Source organism: Isoptericola aurantiacus (assembly GCF_044769875.1).
GTDB classification, from domain to species: Bacteria; Actinomycetota; Actinomycetes; order Actinomycetales; family Cellulomonadaceae; genus Isoptericola; species Isoptericola aurantiacus.
The window spans coordinates 74,224-88,591 of record NZ_JBJBAE010000004.1; the positions used below are offsets into that span (position 1 = coordinate 74,224).

Genomic DNA, 14,368 nt, shown 5'->3' on the forward strand with positions numbered 1-14,368 from the left:
CCGCCCTGGCCCCTGCCGTCCCGGGTCCCCGCTCCTAGACTCGGGAGATGCTCCTCGGACGGCAGGTCGAGCAGCAGGCCCTCGGGCGGCTGCTCGCCGGTGCGCGGCTCGGCCGCGGCGGTGCGCTGGCCGTCACGGGCGAGCCCGGCGCCGGCAAGACGACGCTGCTGGGGGCCGCCCTCGAGGACGCGGGCGGCATGCGGGTCCTGCGTGCCACGGGCGTCGAGGCGGAGCGGGAGGTGCCGTTCGGCGCGCTGTACAGCTGCCTGCGGCCCGCCGTCGGCGACCTCGACACCATTCCCGCACCGCAGGCGGAAGCGCTCGGCGCGGCCATGGCGCTGCGGACCGGGACGGTGGGCGACCGGTTCGCCGTCGGCGCGGCGACCCTGAGCCTGCTGTGCCGCCACGCCGAGGACGCCCCCGCGCTGATCGTCCTCGACGACGTGCAGTGGATGGACCGGCCCTCGATCGACGCGCTGACGTTCGCCGCCCGGCGCCTCGACGACGACCCGGTGGTGATGCTCCTGGCGGGGCGCTCGGGCGAGATCGGCGGCGACCTGGCCGGGCTCCCGGCGCTGGAGGTGGGCGGGCTGGACCGCGAGGCCGCCGGAGCCCTCGTGCGCCGCGGGACACCGTGCACCGACGCCCGGCTCGCCCGGCTGTACGAGATCACGGCAGGCAACCCGTTGGCGCTGCAGGAGCTGAGCCGGGAGCCCGCGGCGGCGGACCGGAACCCGCCGGGAGTGCCGCCCACGTTGACGACGCGGCTGCAGGGCGCGTTCGCTCGGCGTCTGGCCGTCCTGGACCCGGCGGCCCGCACGGCGCTGCTGGTCGCTGCTGTCGCGAGCGGCGACGAGGCGGTCACGGCCGCCGCGTGCGAGCGGCTCGGTGCGGGCGACGTCGACCTGGCGGGGGCGCCGGTGACCGTGACCGCAGGCACGATCGTGTTCGACCACCCGCTGGTGCGGGCCGCGGCCTACTCCGGCGCCCCGCCGGGTGAGCGCCGCCGGGCGCACGCCGTCGTCGCCGACCTCGTGCCCGATCCGGACCGGCGCGCCTGGCACCTGGCGCTCGCGGCCGAGCGCCCGGACGCCGACGTCGCGGCGCTGCTGGTGGCCAGTGCGCGGCGCTCGGAGGCGCGCGGCGCCCACGCCGTCGCCTCCGACGCCTGGGAGCGTTCGGCGCGGCTCAGCGTCACGGTCGGCGACCGTCGTGACCGCCTGCGCTCGGCCTGCGCCGCGGCCTGGACGGCCGGGCTCCATCCGCGGGCCCTCGGCCTGCTCGACGAGCTCGCGCGGGACGCGGACGGAGTTCCTGGCGGTGACGCCGACGGCGGCGCCGTGCTCGACGCCGCGACGCTGCGGCTCCGAGGCACGATCGCCGTCAGCTCGGGGTCGTTGGTCGCGGCGCGCGAGGACCTCGAGGCGGCGGCCCGCCGGTGCGACGACGCCTCGCAACGCGTCCTCGTGCTCGCCGAGGCGATGCAGGCCTGTCTCTACCTGGGCGACACGCGCGCGGCACGACGGGTCGCGAGCGCCCTGACCGCCGCGCTGCGCCGGACCGAGGACCCGCTGGCGCACGCCGTCGGACTCACGGCGGCCGGGATCGCGGGGGTGATCACGGGCACCGGTGGCCTGGCCGAGCTGGACCGCGCCACGGAGCTGCTCGCCGTCGTCGACCCGCACGAGCATCCGGAGGCGATGCCGTGGCAGCTCCTCGCGCCGCTGTTCCTGCGGGACGCCACGCACGGCGCACGCCTGCGCGCCCTGGTGGCGGGGGAGCGGTCCCGCGCCGGCGTGGGTGCGCTGCCGCAGCTGCTGTTCTTCGTCGCCCGGGACCAGGCCACGTCCGCGCACTGGCCCCGGGCGGTCGCAAGCTACGAGGAGTCGATCGCCCTGTCCCGCGAGACGGGCCGCACCAACCAGCTGGCGTTGTCGCTGGCGGGGCTCGCCGAGCTCGACGCCCGCCGGGGACGGGCGGACGACTGCCGCGCGCACGCCGAGGAGTCGCTGCGGCTGTGCACCGCCCGTGGCATCCGGTTCGCCGAGGCGTGGTGCCGCCAGGCCCTGGGCGACCTGGACCTGGGCGCAGGGCGAGCCGAGCAGGCCGCCGCGGGCCTCGGCCGGCTCGTCGAGGACCTCGCCGCCGGCGGGCTGGACGACCCCGACCTGTGGCCGGCCCCGGAGCTCGTGGACGCCCTGCTGCGGTGCGGGGAGCGGTCCCGGGCCGTGGAGGTGGTCGCACGGTTCGCCGCCGTAGCGGAGGCCAAGGGCGGCCCCTGGTCGCTGGCGCGCAGCGAGCGGGCGCGCGGCCTGGTCGCCGCCTCCGACGACATCGACCTGCCGTTCCGGCGTGCGCTCGAGCACCACGCCGCCACCGTGGACGTGTTCGAGACCGCGCGGACTCGCCTGGCCTACGGCACGCGCCTGCGCCGGGCGGCGCGCCGGGTGGACGCGCGCCCCCACCTGCGCGCGGCGGTGCAGACGTTCCAGGACCTGGGTGCCGAGGGTTGGGCCGGCGTGGCCTCGAGCGAGCTCGAGGCCACGGGGGAGAAGGTCGCCCGGCGGGACGTGACGGGACGCGACGCGCTGACCCCGCAGGAGCTGCAGGTCGCCGCGCTGCTGGCCGAGGGCCGCACGACGCGGGAGACCGCCGCGGCGCTCTTCCTCAGCCCGAAGACGGTCGAGTACCACTTGCGCAAGGTGTACACCAAGCTCGACATCCACTCGCGGGCCGAGCTCGCGGAGGTGGTCGACCCGTAGCTGTCGACGGCCCGCGCGGTTTGCCCGGCGCCAACGGGCTCGGAGCAGGGCGCAGACAAGCCCGACGAGTCGGCGGACGGCGGCCTGACGTCAGCGGCACCGAGCCTCGAGCGCGGGCAGCAGGCGGGCCTTCAACTCACGCACGTGGCCCTCGATGTCGTCGATCTCGTCGAGGGCGGCGGTGAACGCCTCGGGAGCACGCCGGCGCATCGTGGCGGCCCGAGCGACGACATCGTCGGCGTCGAGACCCGCGCTCTCGGCCCAGCGTGCCCATCGCGCGTCGTCGACGGCGTCGGCATCGAAGGAGTCGCCGATGCTCATCGACAGCACCCGGTTCGCTCCGGGCGCCATCTCGTACGCAAGCCCGGTCGCGACGTCGAACAGCGGCGCGAGCTGCACGTCGTCGCCGCGCAGCAGGACGGCGTAGTTGCGGGCGTGCGCGTCCGGAGCCGCAACCACGGTGTTGTAGATCAGCCCGTCGACGAAGCGGTCGACGTTGTAGCGAGCCGCGGCAGCGGTGGCCGCGGTGTCGCGGAGGAACTGGACGATGGCGTGGCTCGACGGGCCGCCGTACTCCTCGTACTTCTCCGGGTTGCCCATCGCCTGGCACAGGTCTTCCTGATGGAGTCGCACGACGTCCCCGCTGGGGGAGCGGTGCCGGTCGAATCGGGTGACGACGACAGCGTCCTGCGACCGGAACGACGTGAACTCCGTGGCCGCGACGTCGACACCCAGGTGCTGCGCGGCACGCATGGACACGTGCTCCACCAGGGCCTGGGCCCGCATCCGGCGGATGCCCGGCTTGACGATGTGCGTGGTCGGCTCGGCGTCGTGGGCCACGAACCAGCGCCCCGCCTCACGACGCAGCGCGAGCTTCTGCTGCGTCCCTCCCAGCGACCAGTGCTCGCCGGGCATCGTCCACGCCGCGTCCTCGTTCGTGTCCATCTCGTCCAGGCGGACCTCGATGTCGCCGGCGGTGCACTCCTCGAGCCGGCCTGCGCGACCGATGGTGTCGTCGATCTCCGACTCCCGGCAGAACTGCACGGCACCGGCGCAGTCCTTCCCGATGGCGGTGAGGAGGTCGAGGATGTCGTCCGGGTCGACGCGATGGCGTCGCGCGATGGACCGCAGCGCGCCCGGGCTCTCGGGGACCAGGCCGGCGAGGAACTGTGCGACCGGGGCTCCGACGTGGGTGGCCTCGCTGGGCGGGAGTGAGAGCGACAGGGGAGTGGCGCCGGGCCTCCGCGCCTCCGCCGTGTACGTCAGGCGCAGGACGCCGGAACGGGTCCGGCTCAGCTCGGCGACCTGGCGACCCTCGAGCAGCACGGCCAGATGGTTCGTGCGGGCCATGTCAGGCGTCCTCGTGATCGTCGCGGATGGTCAGGCTGGCGTCGAGGGCATCGAGGACGCGCATCAGGCGCCCGACCTCGAGGCCGGGCGTCTTGCCGCCCTCCAGGCCGACGAGCCACTGACGCGACACGTCGGCGCGTCGGGCCAGCTCGGCCTGCGTCATCCCGCGGTCGAGGCGCAGGCGTCGGACCGCCGCTCCCAGCCGGGGGAGCGAGCGGGCATTGAGCAGGGTCGCCTCCACGAAGTCAACGTACGACGACACTCCTGCTGTGTCAACGTACGACGACACAACAGCCATGTCGCCGTACCGCGACATCGCATCCCACCGGAGCGACCCACCTCACGGCGCGACGTGTTGCCGGCATGTAACGTGGCTCGTGGTCGACCCGCCCGGCGCGCCGACCGAGAAAGAAACAGGCTTGTGTATCTACCAGGTGCTCCTCGCGCCCACGGCGGCACGACGATCGTGCGGCATCGCCGCGCTGGAGGAGACCCTTTGACGACCCTGACCGAGACCCGCGACCGGACGACGACTGCCCCGTCGACCACGCTGCTCGACGCCGCCGGCCGCACCTACTTCCCCCTGGCGTTCGTCGCCCGCCTGCCCTTCGCGATGATGGTCGTCGGCGTCCTGACCCTGGTGGTCGCCGGTCGCGACTCCCTCACCCTCGGCGGCGCGACGTCGGGCATGGTCGGCCTCGGGGGAGCGGCGATCGGCCCGCTGATCGGCGCCTGGGCCGACCGCGCCGGGCAGCGCCGCGTCCTGCTCGTCACCGCCGCGGTCAACAGCCTGCTGCTCCTCGCCCTGACGGCTGCCGTGTACGCCGCGGTGCCGGACGCCGTCGTCCTCGCGATCGCGTTCGCCATCGGCGCCAGCGCCCCGCAGGTCGCCCCCATGTCCCGCAGCCGGCTCGTCGGACTCATCCACACCCGCCTGCCCGCGGACCGGCGGCCCGGCACGCTGAGCCGCACCATGTCGTACGAGTCCGCCGCCGACGAGGTCGTGTTCGTCGTCGGCCCGTTCGTGGTCGGCCTCCTGGCCGCCGCCTTCGGCCCGGCCGCGCCGATGCTCGCTGCCGCCGCACTCACCGCGCTCGCGGTCGTGGCGTTCGCGCTCCACGCCACCGCTCGCACGCCGGTCGCGGCAGCACACGGAGGCCCGGGGACGACGGCGGAACCCATCGCGGGCGACGCGGCTCGCGCGACGCATGCCACGCCGTCGGCCCCCGTGCCGGCGCCCCGCACGCAGGCGCCCGTCAGTGAGCTGTGGCACCGACGAGTCCTGGTGCTGGTGGCCGGGTTCGTGGGCATCGGGCTGTTCTTCGGTGCCACCCTGACCGCCATGTCCGCCGTCACCGGGGATGCCGGGCACTCCGAGCGGGCCGGTCTGCTGTACGGGTTCATGGGTATCGGGTCGGTGGTCTCGGCGCTCGCGGTCTCCGCGCTGCCGGCGCGGTTCAGCCTCCGGGCGCGCTGGCTGACGGCCGCCGTCGTGCAGCTCGCCGGCGCCGTCGTCATCTGGACCGCGGACTCCACCGCCGTGCTGATCGTGGGCCTGCTGGTCGCGGGGCTCGGCATCGGCCCGAGCCTGGTGACGATCTACTCCCTGGGCTCGGCCCGCAGCCCCCGCGGCCGCGGCACCACGGTGATGACCATGCTCGGCTCGTCGGTGATCCTCGGGCAGTCGGTCGCCTCGGCGGGTACCGGCTTCCTGGCCGACGCCGTCGGGACGGGTGCCGCCCTGGCGATGCCCGCCGTCGCCGGCGTCGTGATCCTGGCCGCAGCCGCCGGGAACTGGCGGCTGACCGACCGATAAACTGGTTCGAATGCCGCCTGTCGACCACTGGGACCGTGACCTTGCCCAGGACGGGTGCGCGCGGATCACCCCGCCACGGCGGTGGCTGTTCCTGTCGCTGGCGGCCTCGCTCGTCCTGTTCCCGCTCGGGCTCGATCTGTGGCTCACCGAAGGTGCGAACCGCATGGTCGCCGGGCTGCTCCTCGGGGTCTCGCTGGTCGGCGCCGTGGTCTCGGGGTGGCGCATCGCGCGGCCGGCTCGGCTGGAGGTCACACCCGCCGGGGTCCGGTACCGGCACCTCGACCTGGCCTGGAGCGACGTCGCCGGCGTGCGGGATCGCACCACGAGCGGCAACCGCTTCGTCGTCCTCGACCTCACGGACGACGCCGCCGCACGGCTCGGCGGCGGTGGCCGTCCCGTGCGGCGCAGCGACGAGGGGACCTGCGTGGAGGTTCCCGGCCCGTTCGACCACCACGACGAGCTGGTGGCCTGGCTCGACGACGTGCGCGTCAGGCCGCGCGGCGGCGGTGCTCGGCGGGGCTGACACCGCGCACCCGCTTGAAGGCCGCGCTCAGGGCGAAGGGCGTGGTGTACCCGACTGCTCGCGCCACCGAGGCCAGCGTGGCGTCGTCGTCGGCCAGCAGCAGGTCCGCGGCGAGGTCCAGGCGCCACCCGGTCAGGTACGCCATGGGAGGCTCGCCGACGAGCTCCGCGAAGCGCCGTGCGAACGCCGCCCGGGAGAGCCCGACCTCGCGCGCCAGCGACTCCACGCTCCACGGCCGCGCCGGGTCGTGGTGGATGAGCCGCAGCGCCGCGCCGACGGCGGGGTCGGCGTCCGCGCGGTACCAGCCGGGGGCGTCGGGCCGGTCGAGCCACGTGCGCAGGCACGTGATGAGCAGCAGGTCGAGCAGTCGGTCGAGGACCGCCTCCTGGCCGGGCAGGTCCTGGACCACCTCGCGGGCGAGCAGGTCGATCACCGTGGGGTCGACGTCGCCGCGCCGCAGCACCACGCGGTGCGGCAGCAGGCGCAGGATGCGCCGCCCGACGGCCCCGTCCAACGGGTAGGTACCGGTGATGATCACGGTCTCGCCGTGCGGGTCGTTGCCCCACGAGCGCACGCCGAACGTCGTCATCTCCGACGGTCCGCCGTCGATCGCCCGGCAGTCCTGCGGGTTCGGGCCGATCACGACGGTCGGCGTGGTGGCGGGGGAGTCGGCCATGACGTAGTGCTCCGGGCCGCGCAGCAGGACGACGTCGCCCGCCTCCAGCACGCTGCCCCGCCCGCCGCCGTCGTCGGGCTCCCGGGGCCCGAGCCAGGCGGACCCGCGCAGCACCGGGACGATCGTCAGCGGTGCCTCGTCCTCGATCCGGAGGCCCCAGGGTGCGGTGAGATGGCTGCGCAGCAGGAAGGCGCCGCGCGCCCGCGGGCCGTCGAGCAGGCCGGAGACGACGTCCATGGCCATCACCCTACGGCGGTGCACCGGCGACGGCGAGACGATCGCGCATGTTCTGGAGCGTGACAACCATGGATCGTCTCCCCGGACCCCGGTTGGCTGGACCCCTCAGCAGCCGATCACCGGAGGACACCATGACTGCACAGACCACCCCGCTCGGCCACCCGCGCCCCGCCTCGACCGCCGGGCTCACCGCCGTGCTCGGTGCCACCGGCAAGACCGGACGCCGGGTCGCCGACCGCCTCGACGCGCTCGGGGTGCCCGTACGCCGCGCCGGCCGGAGCACCACGCCCCGCTTCGACTGGGACGACGAGCGCACCTGGCAGCCCGTGCTGGACGGCGCGGAGTCCGTCTACGTCGCCTACGCCCCCGACCTCGCGATCCCGGGAGCCCCCGAGACCGTCACCCGGCTCGCCACGCAGGCCCGCGAGGCCGGGGTGCGGCGGCTCGTGCTGCTCACCGGGCGGGGCGAGACCGAGGCGCAGCGCGCCGAGACGCTCGTCGGCGAGGCGTTCCCCACGCGCACGGTGCTGCGATCAGCGTTCTTCGCCCAGAACTTCTCCGAGAGCTTTCTGCTCGAGCCGATGCTCGAGGGCGCCATCGCGCTGCCCGTCGGGGAGGTGGGAGAGCCCTTCGTGGACCTCGAGGACGTCGCGGACGTCGCCGTGGCCGCGCTGACCGACGACGCCCACGCCGGGCGCGTCCACGAGCTCACCGGGCCCCGGCTGCTCACCTTCGCCGACGCCGCCCGGGAGATCTCGGCCGCGTCCGGGCGCGAGGTCGCGTTCGTCCCGATCGGCATGGGCGACTTCACCGGTGGGCTCGCCGCCGCGGGACTCCCGGGCGCGATGGTGGACCTCATGCAGTACTTGTTCGACGAGGTGCTCGACGGGCGGGGGGCATTCGTCACCGACGGCGTCGCGCAGGCGCTGGGGCGCCCGGCCCGGGACTTCCGGGAGTTCGCCGCCCGCGAGGCCGCGGTGTGGACGCCGTGACCGCGTTCGGGGTGCTGACGGCCGCTTCCGGACCGTCGCCGGAGCCGTCGCGTCGGGGCTGTTCGTGGCCGCCGTCTGACGGCCGGGCCTCTCAGGCCAGCCGTGCGGAGAGCACGACCTGCTCGCCGACCTCGAGCGTGACGTCGTCGAGCCGGATACCGGGCGGGAGCGCCTCGGACAGGTCGATCCGGCGGCCTGCGACCTCCTCCACCCGGCCCCGCACCGTCCCGAGCAGTGCCCCGACGATCGGGTTGGCGCTGGCGAGCTGCACGTCGCCCACGGTCAGCACCATCTGCTCGTCGATCGACGCCGACGCCGTGGCGGTGATCGTGGCGGACAGGAACATGCCCTTCTTGATGGAGGCGTCGATCTCGATCCGGGCGTCGCGCGGCCCGGACTGGTCGATCCGCAGGTCGAACCCGGTGAGCTGCAGCCCGTTGCCGTGCAGCGCCACGGCGAGCAGTCCCTGGACCGTCCCGGCGAGGCCCTCGCGGGAGACGGCGACCCGTGCGTGCCCGGACACGGGGGCGTCGTCGGTGGGCTCGACCAGCTCGACGCCGACCATCCCGTCCTGGGCGGTCACCCAGGCGAACCGCACGTCCGCGACCTCGGCGGTGAGGTCGACCGGAAGGTCGACGGCGGCCATCGGGTGGGCCTCAAGGCGCAGTGTGCGCAGCGTGGCCGGCTGCCGCTCCGTCACCTCGGGGGTCCAGTGCACGGGTTCCGCGGACTCGTCCGTGGGCATGCCGACGACGACGCCCGTCAGGTCGACCTCCAGGGAGGTCAGGTCGGACCCGTCGAGGACCGGCATGATCTTCGCGGCGTCGAGACCCTGGACCCGGTCGCCGGCCAGCGCGACCAGCGCGGCGCGCAGCCGGGCGGCAAGGTCCTGGTCGGTGTCGGGGCGCGGGGCAGTTCCGAGGGGCAGCAGGGCGTCCATGGCACCCGAGCCTAACGGTCGCCCGGGGACGACGGCGGCACCCGCGGCCCGGCGGGCACCTCGCCGTCCGTACCGTTCCCCCGCGCGGCGTCCCGCCGTCGTCGGACCATCTGGAGGAGCACCCAGAGGGTGACCCCGATCGCCACCACCACGGGCAGCAGCACCAACGGCAGCAGGGCCGCGCCCAGGACGAGCGCCGTGGACACGATGTCGTCGACGGGCGACGCCGTCAGCGCCGGGACACCGACGACGGCGAGGGCGGTCGTCACGCCAGCGGGCTGTGGCCGGGGGCGACCTGCTCGCCCCGGGGCACCGGGCCCGGGGGCGTGCCGCCGCCCCAGGGGTCGTCACCGAGGGACTCACGACCGTGCGGCGTCAACCATCCGGACAGGTCCGGGCCGGCGGGCACGATCTGCGTGGGGTTGATGTCGGTGTGCACCACGTAGTAGTGCTCCTTGATCTGCACGAAGTCGACCGTGTCGCCGAAGCCGGGCAGCTGGAACAGGTCGCGGGCGTAGGCCCAGAGCACGGGCATCTCGGTGAGCTTGTTGCGGTTGCACTTGAAGTGTCCGTGGTAGACGGCGTCGAACCGCACCAGGGTGGTGAACAGCCGCACGTCCGCCTCGGTGATCGCGGGGCCCATGAGGAAGCGGCGGTCGGACAGGCGCTCCCCGAGCCGGTCCAGGGCCGCGAACAGCCGGTCGTAGGCGGCGTCGTAGGCCTCCTGCGACCCCGCGAACCCGCACCGGTACACCCCGTTGTTGACCTCGGTGTAGACGTGGTGCATGACGGCGTCCATCTCGGCGCGCTCGTCGGGGTCCGTGGGCAGCAGCCGCGGTGCCCCCTCGCGGTGGTGCTCTGTCCACTCGGTCGACAGGTCCAGGGTGATCTGCGGGTAGTCGTTGGTGACCACGGCGCCGTCGCGGGTGTCCACGATCGCCGGCACGGTGATGCCGCGCGGGTAGTCGGGGTCCCGGGCGAAGAACGCCTCCTGCAGGCGTTCGATGCCGAGCACCGGGTCCCGGCCCCCCGGGTCGAGGTCGAAGGTCCAGCTGCGCTCGTCGTGGGTCGGACCGGGCATCCCGATGCTGATCGCGTCCTCGAGCCCGAGCAGCCGGCGCACGATGATCGACCGGTTCGCCCACGGGCACGCCCGCGCGGCGATCAGACGGTAGCGGCCCGCCTCGACGGGGTAGCCCTCGGCGCCGTCGCGGGTGATGCGGGTGGGGATGTAGTTCGAGTCCCGCACGAACTCCTGGCCGGGAACGGTGTACGTGCCGCCCCGGGCGTGCTCGGGGCGTTCCGTGGCGCTCACCGGCCGCCCTCCTTCGCCGCGGCCTTCTGGGCCTTCTTGAACGCGCGGACCTCCTGCAACGTCTCCGCGCTGGTCACGTCCGCGATGGAGCGACGTGAGTCCGGTTCGCCGAACTCACCGGCGGCCTCGCGCCAGCCGTCCGGCCGGACGTCGCGCTGCTTGCCGAGCAGGGCGAGGAAGATCTTCGCCTTCCGCTCGCCGTAGCCGGGCAGCGCGTTGAGCCGCCGCAGGACCTCGGCGCCCGTGGGCGCACCGCCGGACGCTCCGGCGTCGGTCCAGATGCGGGTGGCGTCGCCGTCGTAGTCGTCGACGACGGCGCGCGCGACCGCCTGCACCCGACCCGCCATCGAGCGGCCGTAGCGGTGGATCGCCGGGGGAGTGGTGGCCAGCGCGACGAACTCGTCCGGGTCGGCGTCCGCGATCCGCGCCGGGTCGAGCGTGCCGAACCGGTCGAGGATCTTGCGCGGCCCCGCGAAGGCGTGCTCCATCGGGTACTGCTGGTCCAGCAGCATGCCGACCAGCAGCGCGAACGGGTCCTCGCTGAGCAGCCGGTCGGTGTCGTCGTCGCCGGTGATCCAGAGCTGTGCGGTCATGGCTCCATCCTGCCGGAATCGGGTGTCGGACGCTGCGGACGGTCCCGACCGGCCGTGCGACGCGCGCTGGATCTGGCGGCGTGCTGATCCGTGGGCGTGAGGATGCCGACCTCCAGCGCTGCTGCGGCAGGATCACCGCCGCCGCCTTCGTCCTTCTCCACCTCCAACGAGGGACCCGGCGATCACGCTGGTGAGAACACCTCGCAAAATATGCCGAGCCTCTTCGCCTAGCTCTGGATCCTTGATCAGGGACCTAACGAGCCTCTTTCCGTACGCCCCTCCGTATTTGTATGCGGCATCCAAGAACATGAGGCGGTCCTGCCCATACGCCGGATCTTCGATGATTCTGATCAAATCTGGAACCGTATTGCTATCTGCGAGGACACGCAATGCTGCAGCGGTGCCGTCCCTGACGTCCTTGGTGTGGGAGTCCTTGAAGACATCAAGGATCTGAGAAAAGTATGGTTTCGATTCTGGAACAGCAAGTGCGCGAGCAATTCCTTCCATAACCCGCGACGGATATGCACGAGAGACCAGGTGGGAGACAAGAACCGGAATGGCCTCGGGGTATGACTCCGACCGCGGCACAAGGTCGTCCCAGACGTCGCTGATCGGATAACCCACCTCCGCCAGGTCCTCAAGCAGAGGTTTTTGTGCCCGGCGCCACTCGGCGCTCCTTGCCTCGAGGTGTGCACGCCGCTTCCGGGCTCGCTCTTGGTACTCAGGGTCTTTGGCTAACTGCTCAAGGAATTCGCTGGCCCTCATTGCTCTCTTCATGGACGCCTCACTGCTCCGGGATGTACTTGAAGTTGATCCGGTCGTCCGCAGTGTAACCCCGAGAGGACGCAATAGCCTGGTGTCACTCCGCGCAGACAGATGCACGTTCCGGTTGGCTCCCTTGCGTAGTGGATGTTGTTACGGATCTGACGTGTCAACCGTTGGCGCTTTGGCGTTCTTGACTTCCGAATCTGCATTCTTGTTCATGCCGTCGAATGAGCTGTGCGGTCAGGAGCCCACCCGTCCCGAGCCCGGGCACCGCTGCGCCCGGATAGTGTCGGCCGCATGGCTCGACATCCGCACCTCCTGGCAGGTTCCCTCGCGGCGGCGCTCACCGTCACCGGCACCCTGCACTTCCTTCGCCCCCGCGTCTTCGAGGGGCTGATCCCGAAGGCGCTGGGCTCGCCCCGCGCCTGGGTCTACGGCAGCGGGGTGGCCGAGCTCGCCTGCGCGGCCGCCGTGGCGGTGCCCGCCACCCGTCGGGCCGGCGGGCTGGCCAGCGCCGCGCTGTTCGTCGGCGTGTTCCCCGGCAACGTCAAGATGGCCCTGGACTCCCACCCGGGGGCGCGGCACTGGTCGCGGATGCCCGCGGTCGCCTGGGGTCGCCTGCCGCTCCAGGCGCCGCTGGTGGCCTGGGCGTGGACGGTGGCACGGCGCGCGTAGCCCCCGTCACATGGCATCGGGCCCGGCAGGCGGGCGGAGCCGTCCGGCGAGGAACTGGTCGATCCCCAGGAGCCGGGACGCCACGCGCGGCACGGTGCGCAGGGCGGTGCGCGCGAGGTAACCGTCCATGAGGTGCGGGTCCTCCACGCGGTACTCGTGCCCGCGGCGCGTGAGCGTGTACTGCCCGGCGGCACGGATGTTGCGGCACCAGTCGACATCGGCGCCCCACGGAAGAGGGTGCAGCACGAGGATGTCCCGGGCGGACGCGACCGTGACGGGCTCGCCGATCGTCCGTGGCTCCCGGACGGCGAACCCGACCACGGGGGTGTCGTACCGCCGTCCGCTGCGCCGCCCCACGTGGTGCAGGGTCACGTACGGCGGCAGGCGGTGGGTCAGCCGCAGCGCGACCGGGTTGAGACGCTTGGTCATGGCCGCGGCCGGTCTCGGGATGCTCATGCTTCCATCGTGAAGCGCCGGCCGGACGTTGTCCACAGCCTGTGGAAACACCCGGCGCGGCACCGCACCGGCCACCTAGCGTCGCGGCCATGACTTCGCAGACCTGGACCCGCACCTCTCCTCACCCGCGGCTCACCGCCGCTCTGGCCGCCTTCGGCGTGGCCGTCGTCGCGGTCCTGGGCGGCTGCGCCCCGGGACCCTCGGCCGGCGCCGGGGCGGACCCCGCGCCGTCGGCCACTCCCGCCGGAGCGACCTCTGACACCGCGACCGGTGCGGGTGCGGACACGACACCCGCCGATCCGCTCGAGGGGGCGCAGGCCGCCGTGGTCGACTTCTTCGCCGCCTTCGACCAGATCGTCCTCACCGGGGACGAGAGCCACTGGGGCGACCTGTCGTCGCCCGGGTGCGGCTACTGCACGTCGATGGCGGCGTTCGGCGCCAGCTTCGGCCGCGGCTCCGGCGCGCAGGTCGGCGACGAGGAGTCGTTGGCCGAGCTGGGCCTGGCCGGCTACGACGTGACGGTGCTCGAGGCTGCCCTGGACGACGACGGTGGTGCCGTCGTGGACGTCGAGCTGGAGCTGCTGCTCACCGACATGGCGCCGCTGACGCCCGCGATGATCGCCCCGGACGGCGAGATCGACCTGTCCGCGATGGCGATGGGCTCCTCGTCCGGTGTGCAGCGGGCGCGGGTGCTCCTGTCCCGGACGGACGGCCGGTGGGTGATCGACCACGTCACGCGGAGCCCGGACGGCGCAGCCGACGCCGCCACGGCCGGCCCCGCGCCGGGAGACGTGGCAGCACCGACGTCGGCAGCACCGACGCCGCCTGAGGCGATGCGCCGCTCCACCGTGGACGGTGCGGTCGCCGCCGTCCAGCACTTCCTCGACCTGGAGCGCCACGCGTACGTCACCGGCGACGTCGCGGAGCTGGAGGCGATGTCGCCCCCGCAGTGCGCGTCCTGCCGTGCACGGATCGACGTCGCCCTGGAGACGCAGGCCGCCGGGATCGAGATCCGGGGCGGCAAGGCCCGCGTCGAGCTCGTGCGCCGGGTGGACCCCGCGGAGTTCGCCGACCCGTCCGCGTTGGACCCCGAGACCGACAAGGACGTCTACCTGCTGATCCTGCGGGTGTCGATGGCCGACACCCGGGTGGTGCAGGACGGCGTCGAGCAGGTGGTCCCGGGCGAGGAGTACGGGCTCGACGCGACCCTCCTGCACGGTGCGGACGGCCGCTGGTACGTCGTCGACCTCAGCGAGCACCTGTGAGCC

At 73.6% G+C, this 14,368-nt stretch carries 15 protein-coding genes; 6 read left to right on the plus strand and 9 right to left on the minus strand.

Annotated elements, in window-relative coordinates; all coding sequences use genetic code 11:
- Positions 1–47 precede the first annotated feature (47 nt).
- The gene (locus tag ACIQLL_RS12685; RefSeq protein WP_402467616.1) at positions 48–2,762 is read left to right on the plus strand and encodes an AAA family ATPase; all 2,715 of its coding nucleotides are present in this window, start codon (positions 48–50) and stop codon (positions 2,760–2,762) included.
- Positions 2,763–2,852: 90 nt separating this feature from the next.
- Here the strand turns inward: ACIQLL_RS12685 and ACIQLL_RS12690 are convergent, their stop codons facing one another.
- Both ACIQLL_RS12690 and ACIQLL_RS12695 read right to left on the minus strand, forming a co-directional pair.
- The gene (locus ACIQLL_RS12690) at positions 2,853–4,112 is read right to left on the minus strand and encodes a HipA domain-containing protein (protein ID WP_402467618.1); all 1,260 of its coding nucleotides are present in this window, start codon (positions 4,110–4,112) and stop codon (positions 2,853–2,855) included.
- Position 4,113: 1 nt separating this feature from the next.
- Positions 4,114–4,353, minus strand: coding sequence for a helix-turn-helix transcriptional regulator (locus ACIQLL_RS12695; RefSeq protein WP_402467620.1), 240 nt, complete (start codon positions 4,351–4,353; stop codon positions 4,114–4,116).
- A 255-nt stretch (positions 4,354–4,608) separates the two neighbouring features.
- Between ACIQLL_RS12695 and ACIQLL_RS12700 the strand changes: the two genes are divergently transcribed.
- Positions 4,609–5,928 (plus strand): MFS transporter, encoded by a 1,320-nt coding sequence (locus ACIQLL_RS12700; protein WP_402467623.1) that lies wholly within the window; start codon positions 4,609–4,611, stop codon positions 5,926–5,928.
- Between the two features lie 10 nt (positions 5,929–5,938).
- Positions 5,939–6,451 (plus strand): hypothetical protein, encoded by a 513-nt coding sequence (locus ACIQLL_RS12705; RefSeq protein ID WP_402467626.1) that lies wholly within the window; start codon positions 5,939–5,941, stop codon positions 6,449–6,451.
- On the opposite strand, the gene ACIQLL_RS12710 is transcribed toward ACIQLL_RS12705, so the two are convergent.
- On the minus strand, positions 6,417–7,364 hold the full coding sequence (locus tag ACIQLL_RS12710; RefSeq protein ID WP_402467628.1) for an AraC family transcriptional regulator: 948 nt from the start codon (positions 7,362–7,364) through the stop codon (positions 6,417–6,419). The two genes, ACIQLL_RS12705 and ACIQLL_RS12710, sit on opposite strands and share 35 nt — an antisense overlap.
- 131 nt (positions 7,365–7,495) lie before the next feature.
- Between ACIQLL_RS12710 and ACIQLL_RS12715 the strand changes: the two genes are divergently transcribed.
- On the plus strand, positions 7,496–8,356 hold the full coding sequence (locus ACIQLL_RS12715; protein WP_402467631.1) for a Rossmann-fold NAD(P)-binding domain-containing protein: 861 nt from the start codon (positions 7,496–7,498) through the stop codon (positions 8,354–8,356).
- A gap of 91 nt (positions 8,357–8,447) precedes the next feature.
- Here the strand turns inward: ACIQLL_RS12715 and ACIQLL_RS12720 are convergent, their stop codons facing one another.
- The 5 genes from ACIQLL_RS12720 to ACIQLL_RS12740 all read right to left on the minus strand — a co-directional run bounded on the left by ACIQLL_RS12720 (position 8,448) and on the right by ACIQLL_RS12740 (position 11,981).
- Positions 8,448–9,296 carry a hypothetical protein gene (locus tag ACIQLL_RS12720; protein ID WP_402467634.1) on the minus strand — a complete coding sequence of 283 codons (849 nt, stop codon included), beginning with the start codon at positions 9,294–9,296 and terminating at the stop codon, positions 8,448–8,450.
- An 11-nt stretch (positions 9,297–9,307) separates the two neighbouring features.
- The gene (locus tag ACIQLL_RS12725) at positions 9,308–9,565 is read right to left on the minus strand and encodes a hypothetical protein (protein ID WP_402467636.1); all 258 of its coding nucleotides are present in this window, start codon (positions 9,563–9,565) and stop codon (positions 9,308–9,310) included.
- Positions 9,562–10,611, minus strand: coding sequence for a glutathione S-transferase family protein (locus tag ACIQLL_RS12730; RefSeq protein WP_402467638.1), 1,050 nt, complete (start codon positions 10,609–10,611; stop codon positions 9,562–9,564). The genes ACIQLL_RS12725 and ACIQLL_RS12730 overlap by 4 nt, the downstream gene beginning before the upstream one ends.
- Positions 10,608–11,204: an HhH-GPD-type base excision DNA repair protein gene (locus ACIQLL_RS12735; RefSeq protein WP_402467641.1), complete on the minus strand. Its 597-nt coding sequence runs from the start codon at positions 11,202–11,204 to the stop codon at positions 10,608–10,610. Before ACIQLL_RS12735 ends, ACIQLL_RS12730 begins: the two co-directional genes overlap by 4 nt.
- A 132-nt stretch (positions 11,205–11,336) precedes the next feature.
- Positions 11,337–11,981, minus strand: a complete 645-nt coding sequence (locus ACIQLL_RS12740) for a hypothetical protein (RefSeq protein WP_402467644.1) — start codon at positions 11,979–11,981, stop codon at positions 11,337–11,339.
- A 285-nt stretch (positions 11,982–12,266) separates the two neighbouring features.
- Here ACIQLL_RS12740 and ACIQLL_RS12745 point away from each other — a divergent pair, with 285 nt between their 5' ends.
- Positions 12,267–12,644, plus strand: coding sequence for a DoxX family protein (locus ACIQLL_RS12745; protein WP_402467646.1), 378 nt, complete (start codon positions 12,267–12,269; stop codon positions 12,642–12,644).
- Positions 12,645–12,650: 6 nt separating this feature from the next.
- Here the strand turns inward: ACIQLL_RS12745 and ACIQLL_RS12750 are convergent, their stop codons facing one another.
- The gene (locus ACIQLL_RS12750; protein ID WP_402467649.1) at positions 12,651–13,100 is read right to left on the minus strand and encodes a PNPOx family protein; all 450 of its coding nucleotides are present in this window, start codon (positions 13,098–13,100) and stop codon (positions 12,651–12,653) included.
- An 89-nt stretch (positions 13,101–13,189) separates the two neighbouring features.
- On the opposite strand from ACIQLL_RS12750, the gene ACIQLL_RS12755 reads away from it, so the two are divergent.
- Positions 13,190–14,365 (plus strand): DUF6318 family protein, encoded by a 1,176-nt coding sequence (locus ACIQLL_RS12755; RefSeq protein WP_402467652.1) that lies wholly within the window; start codon positions 13,190–13,192, stop codon positions 14,363–14,365.
- The last annotated feature ends 3 nt before the right edge of the window (positions 14,366–14,368 follow it).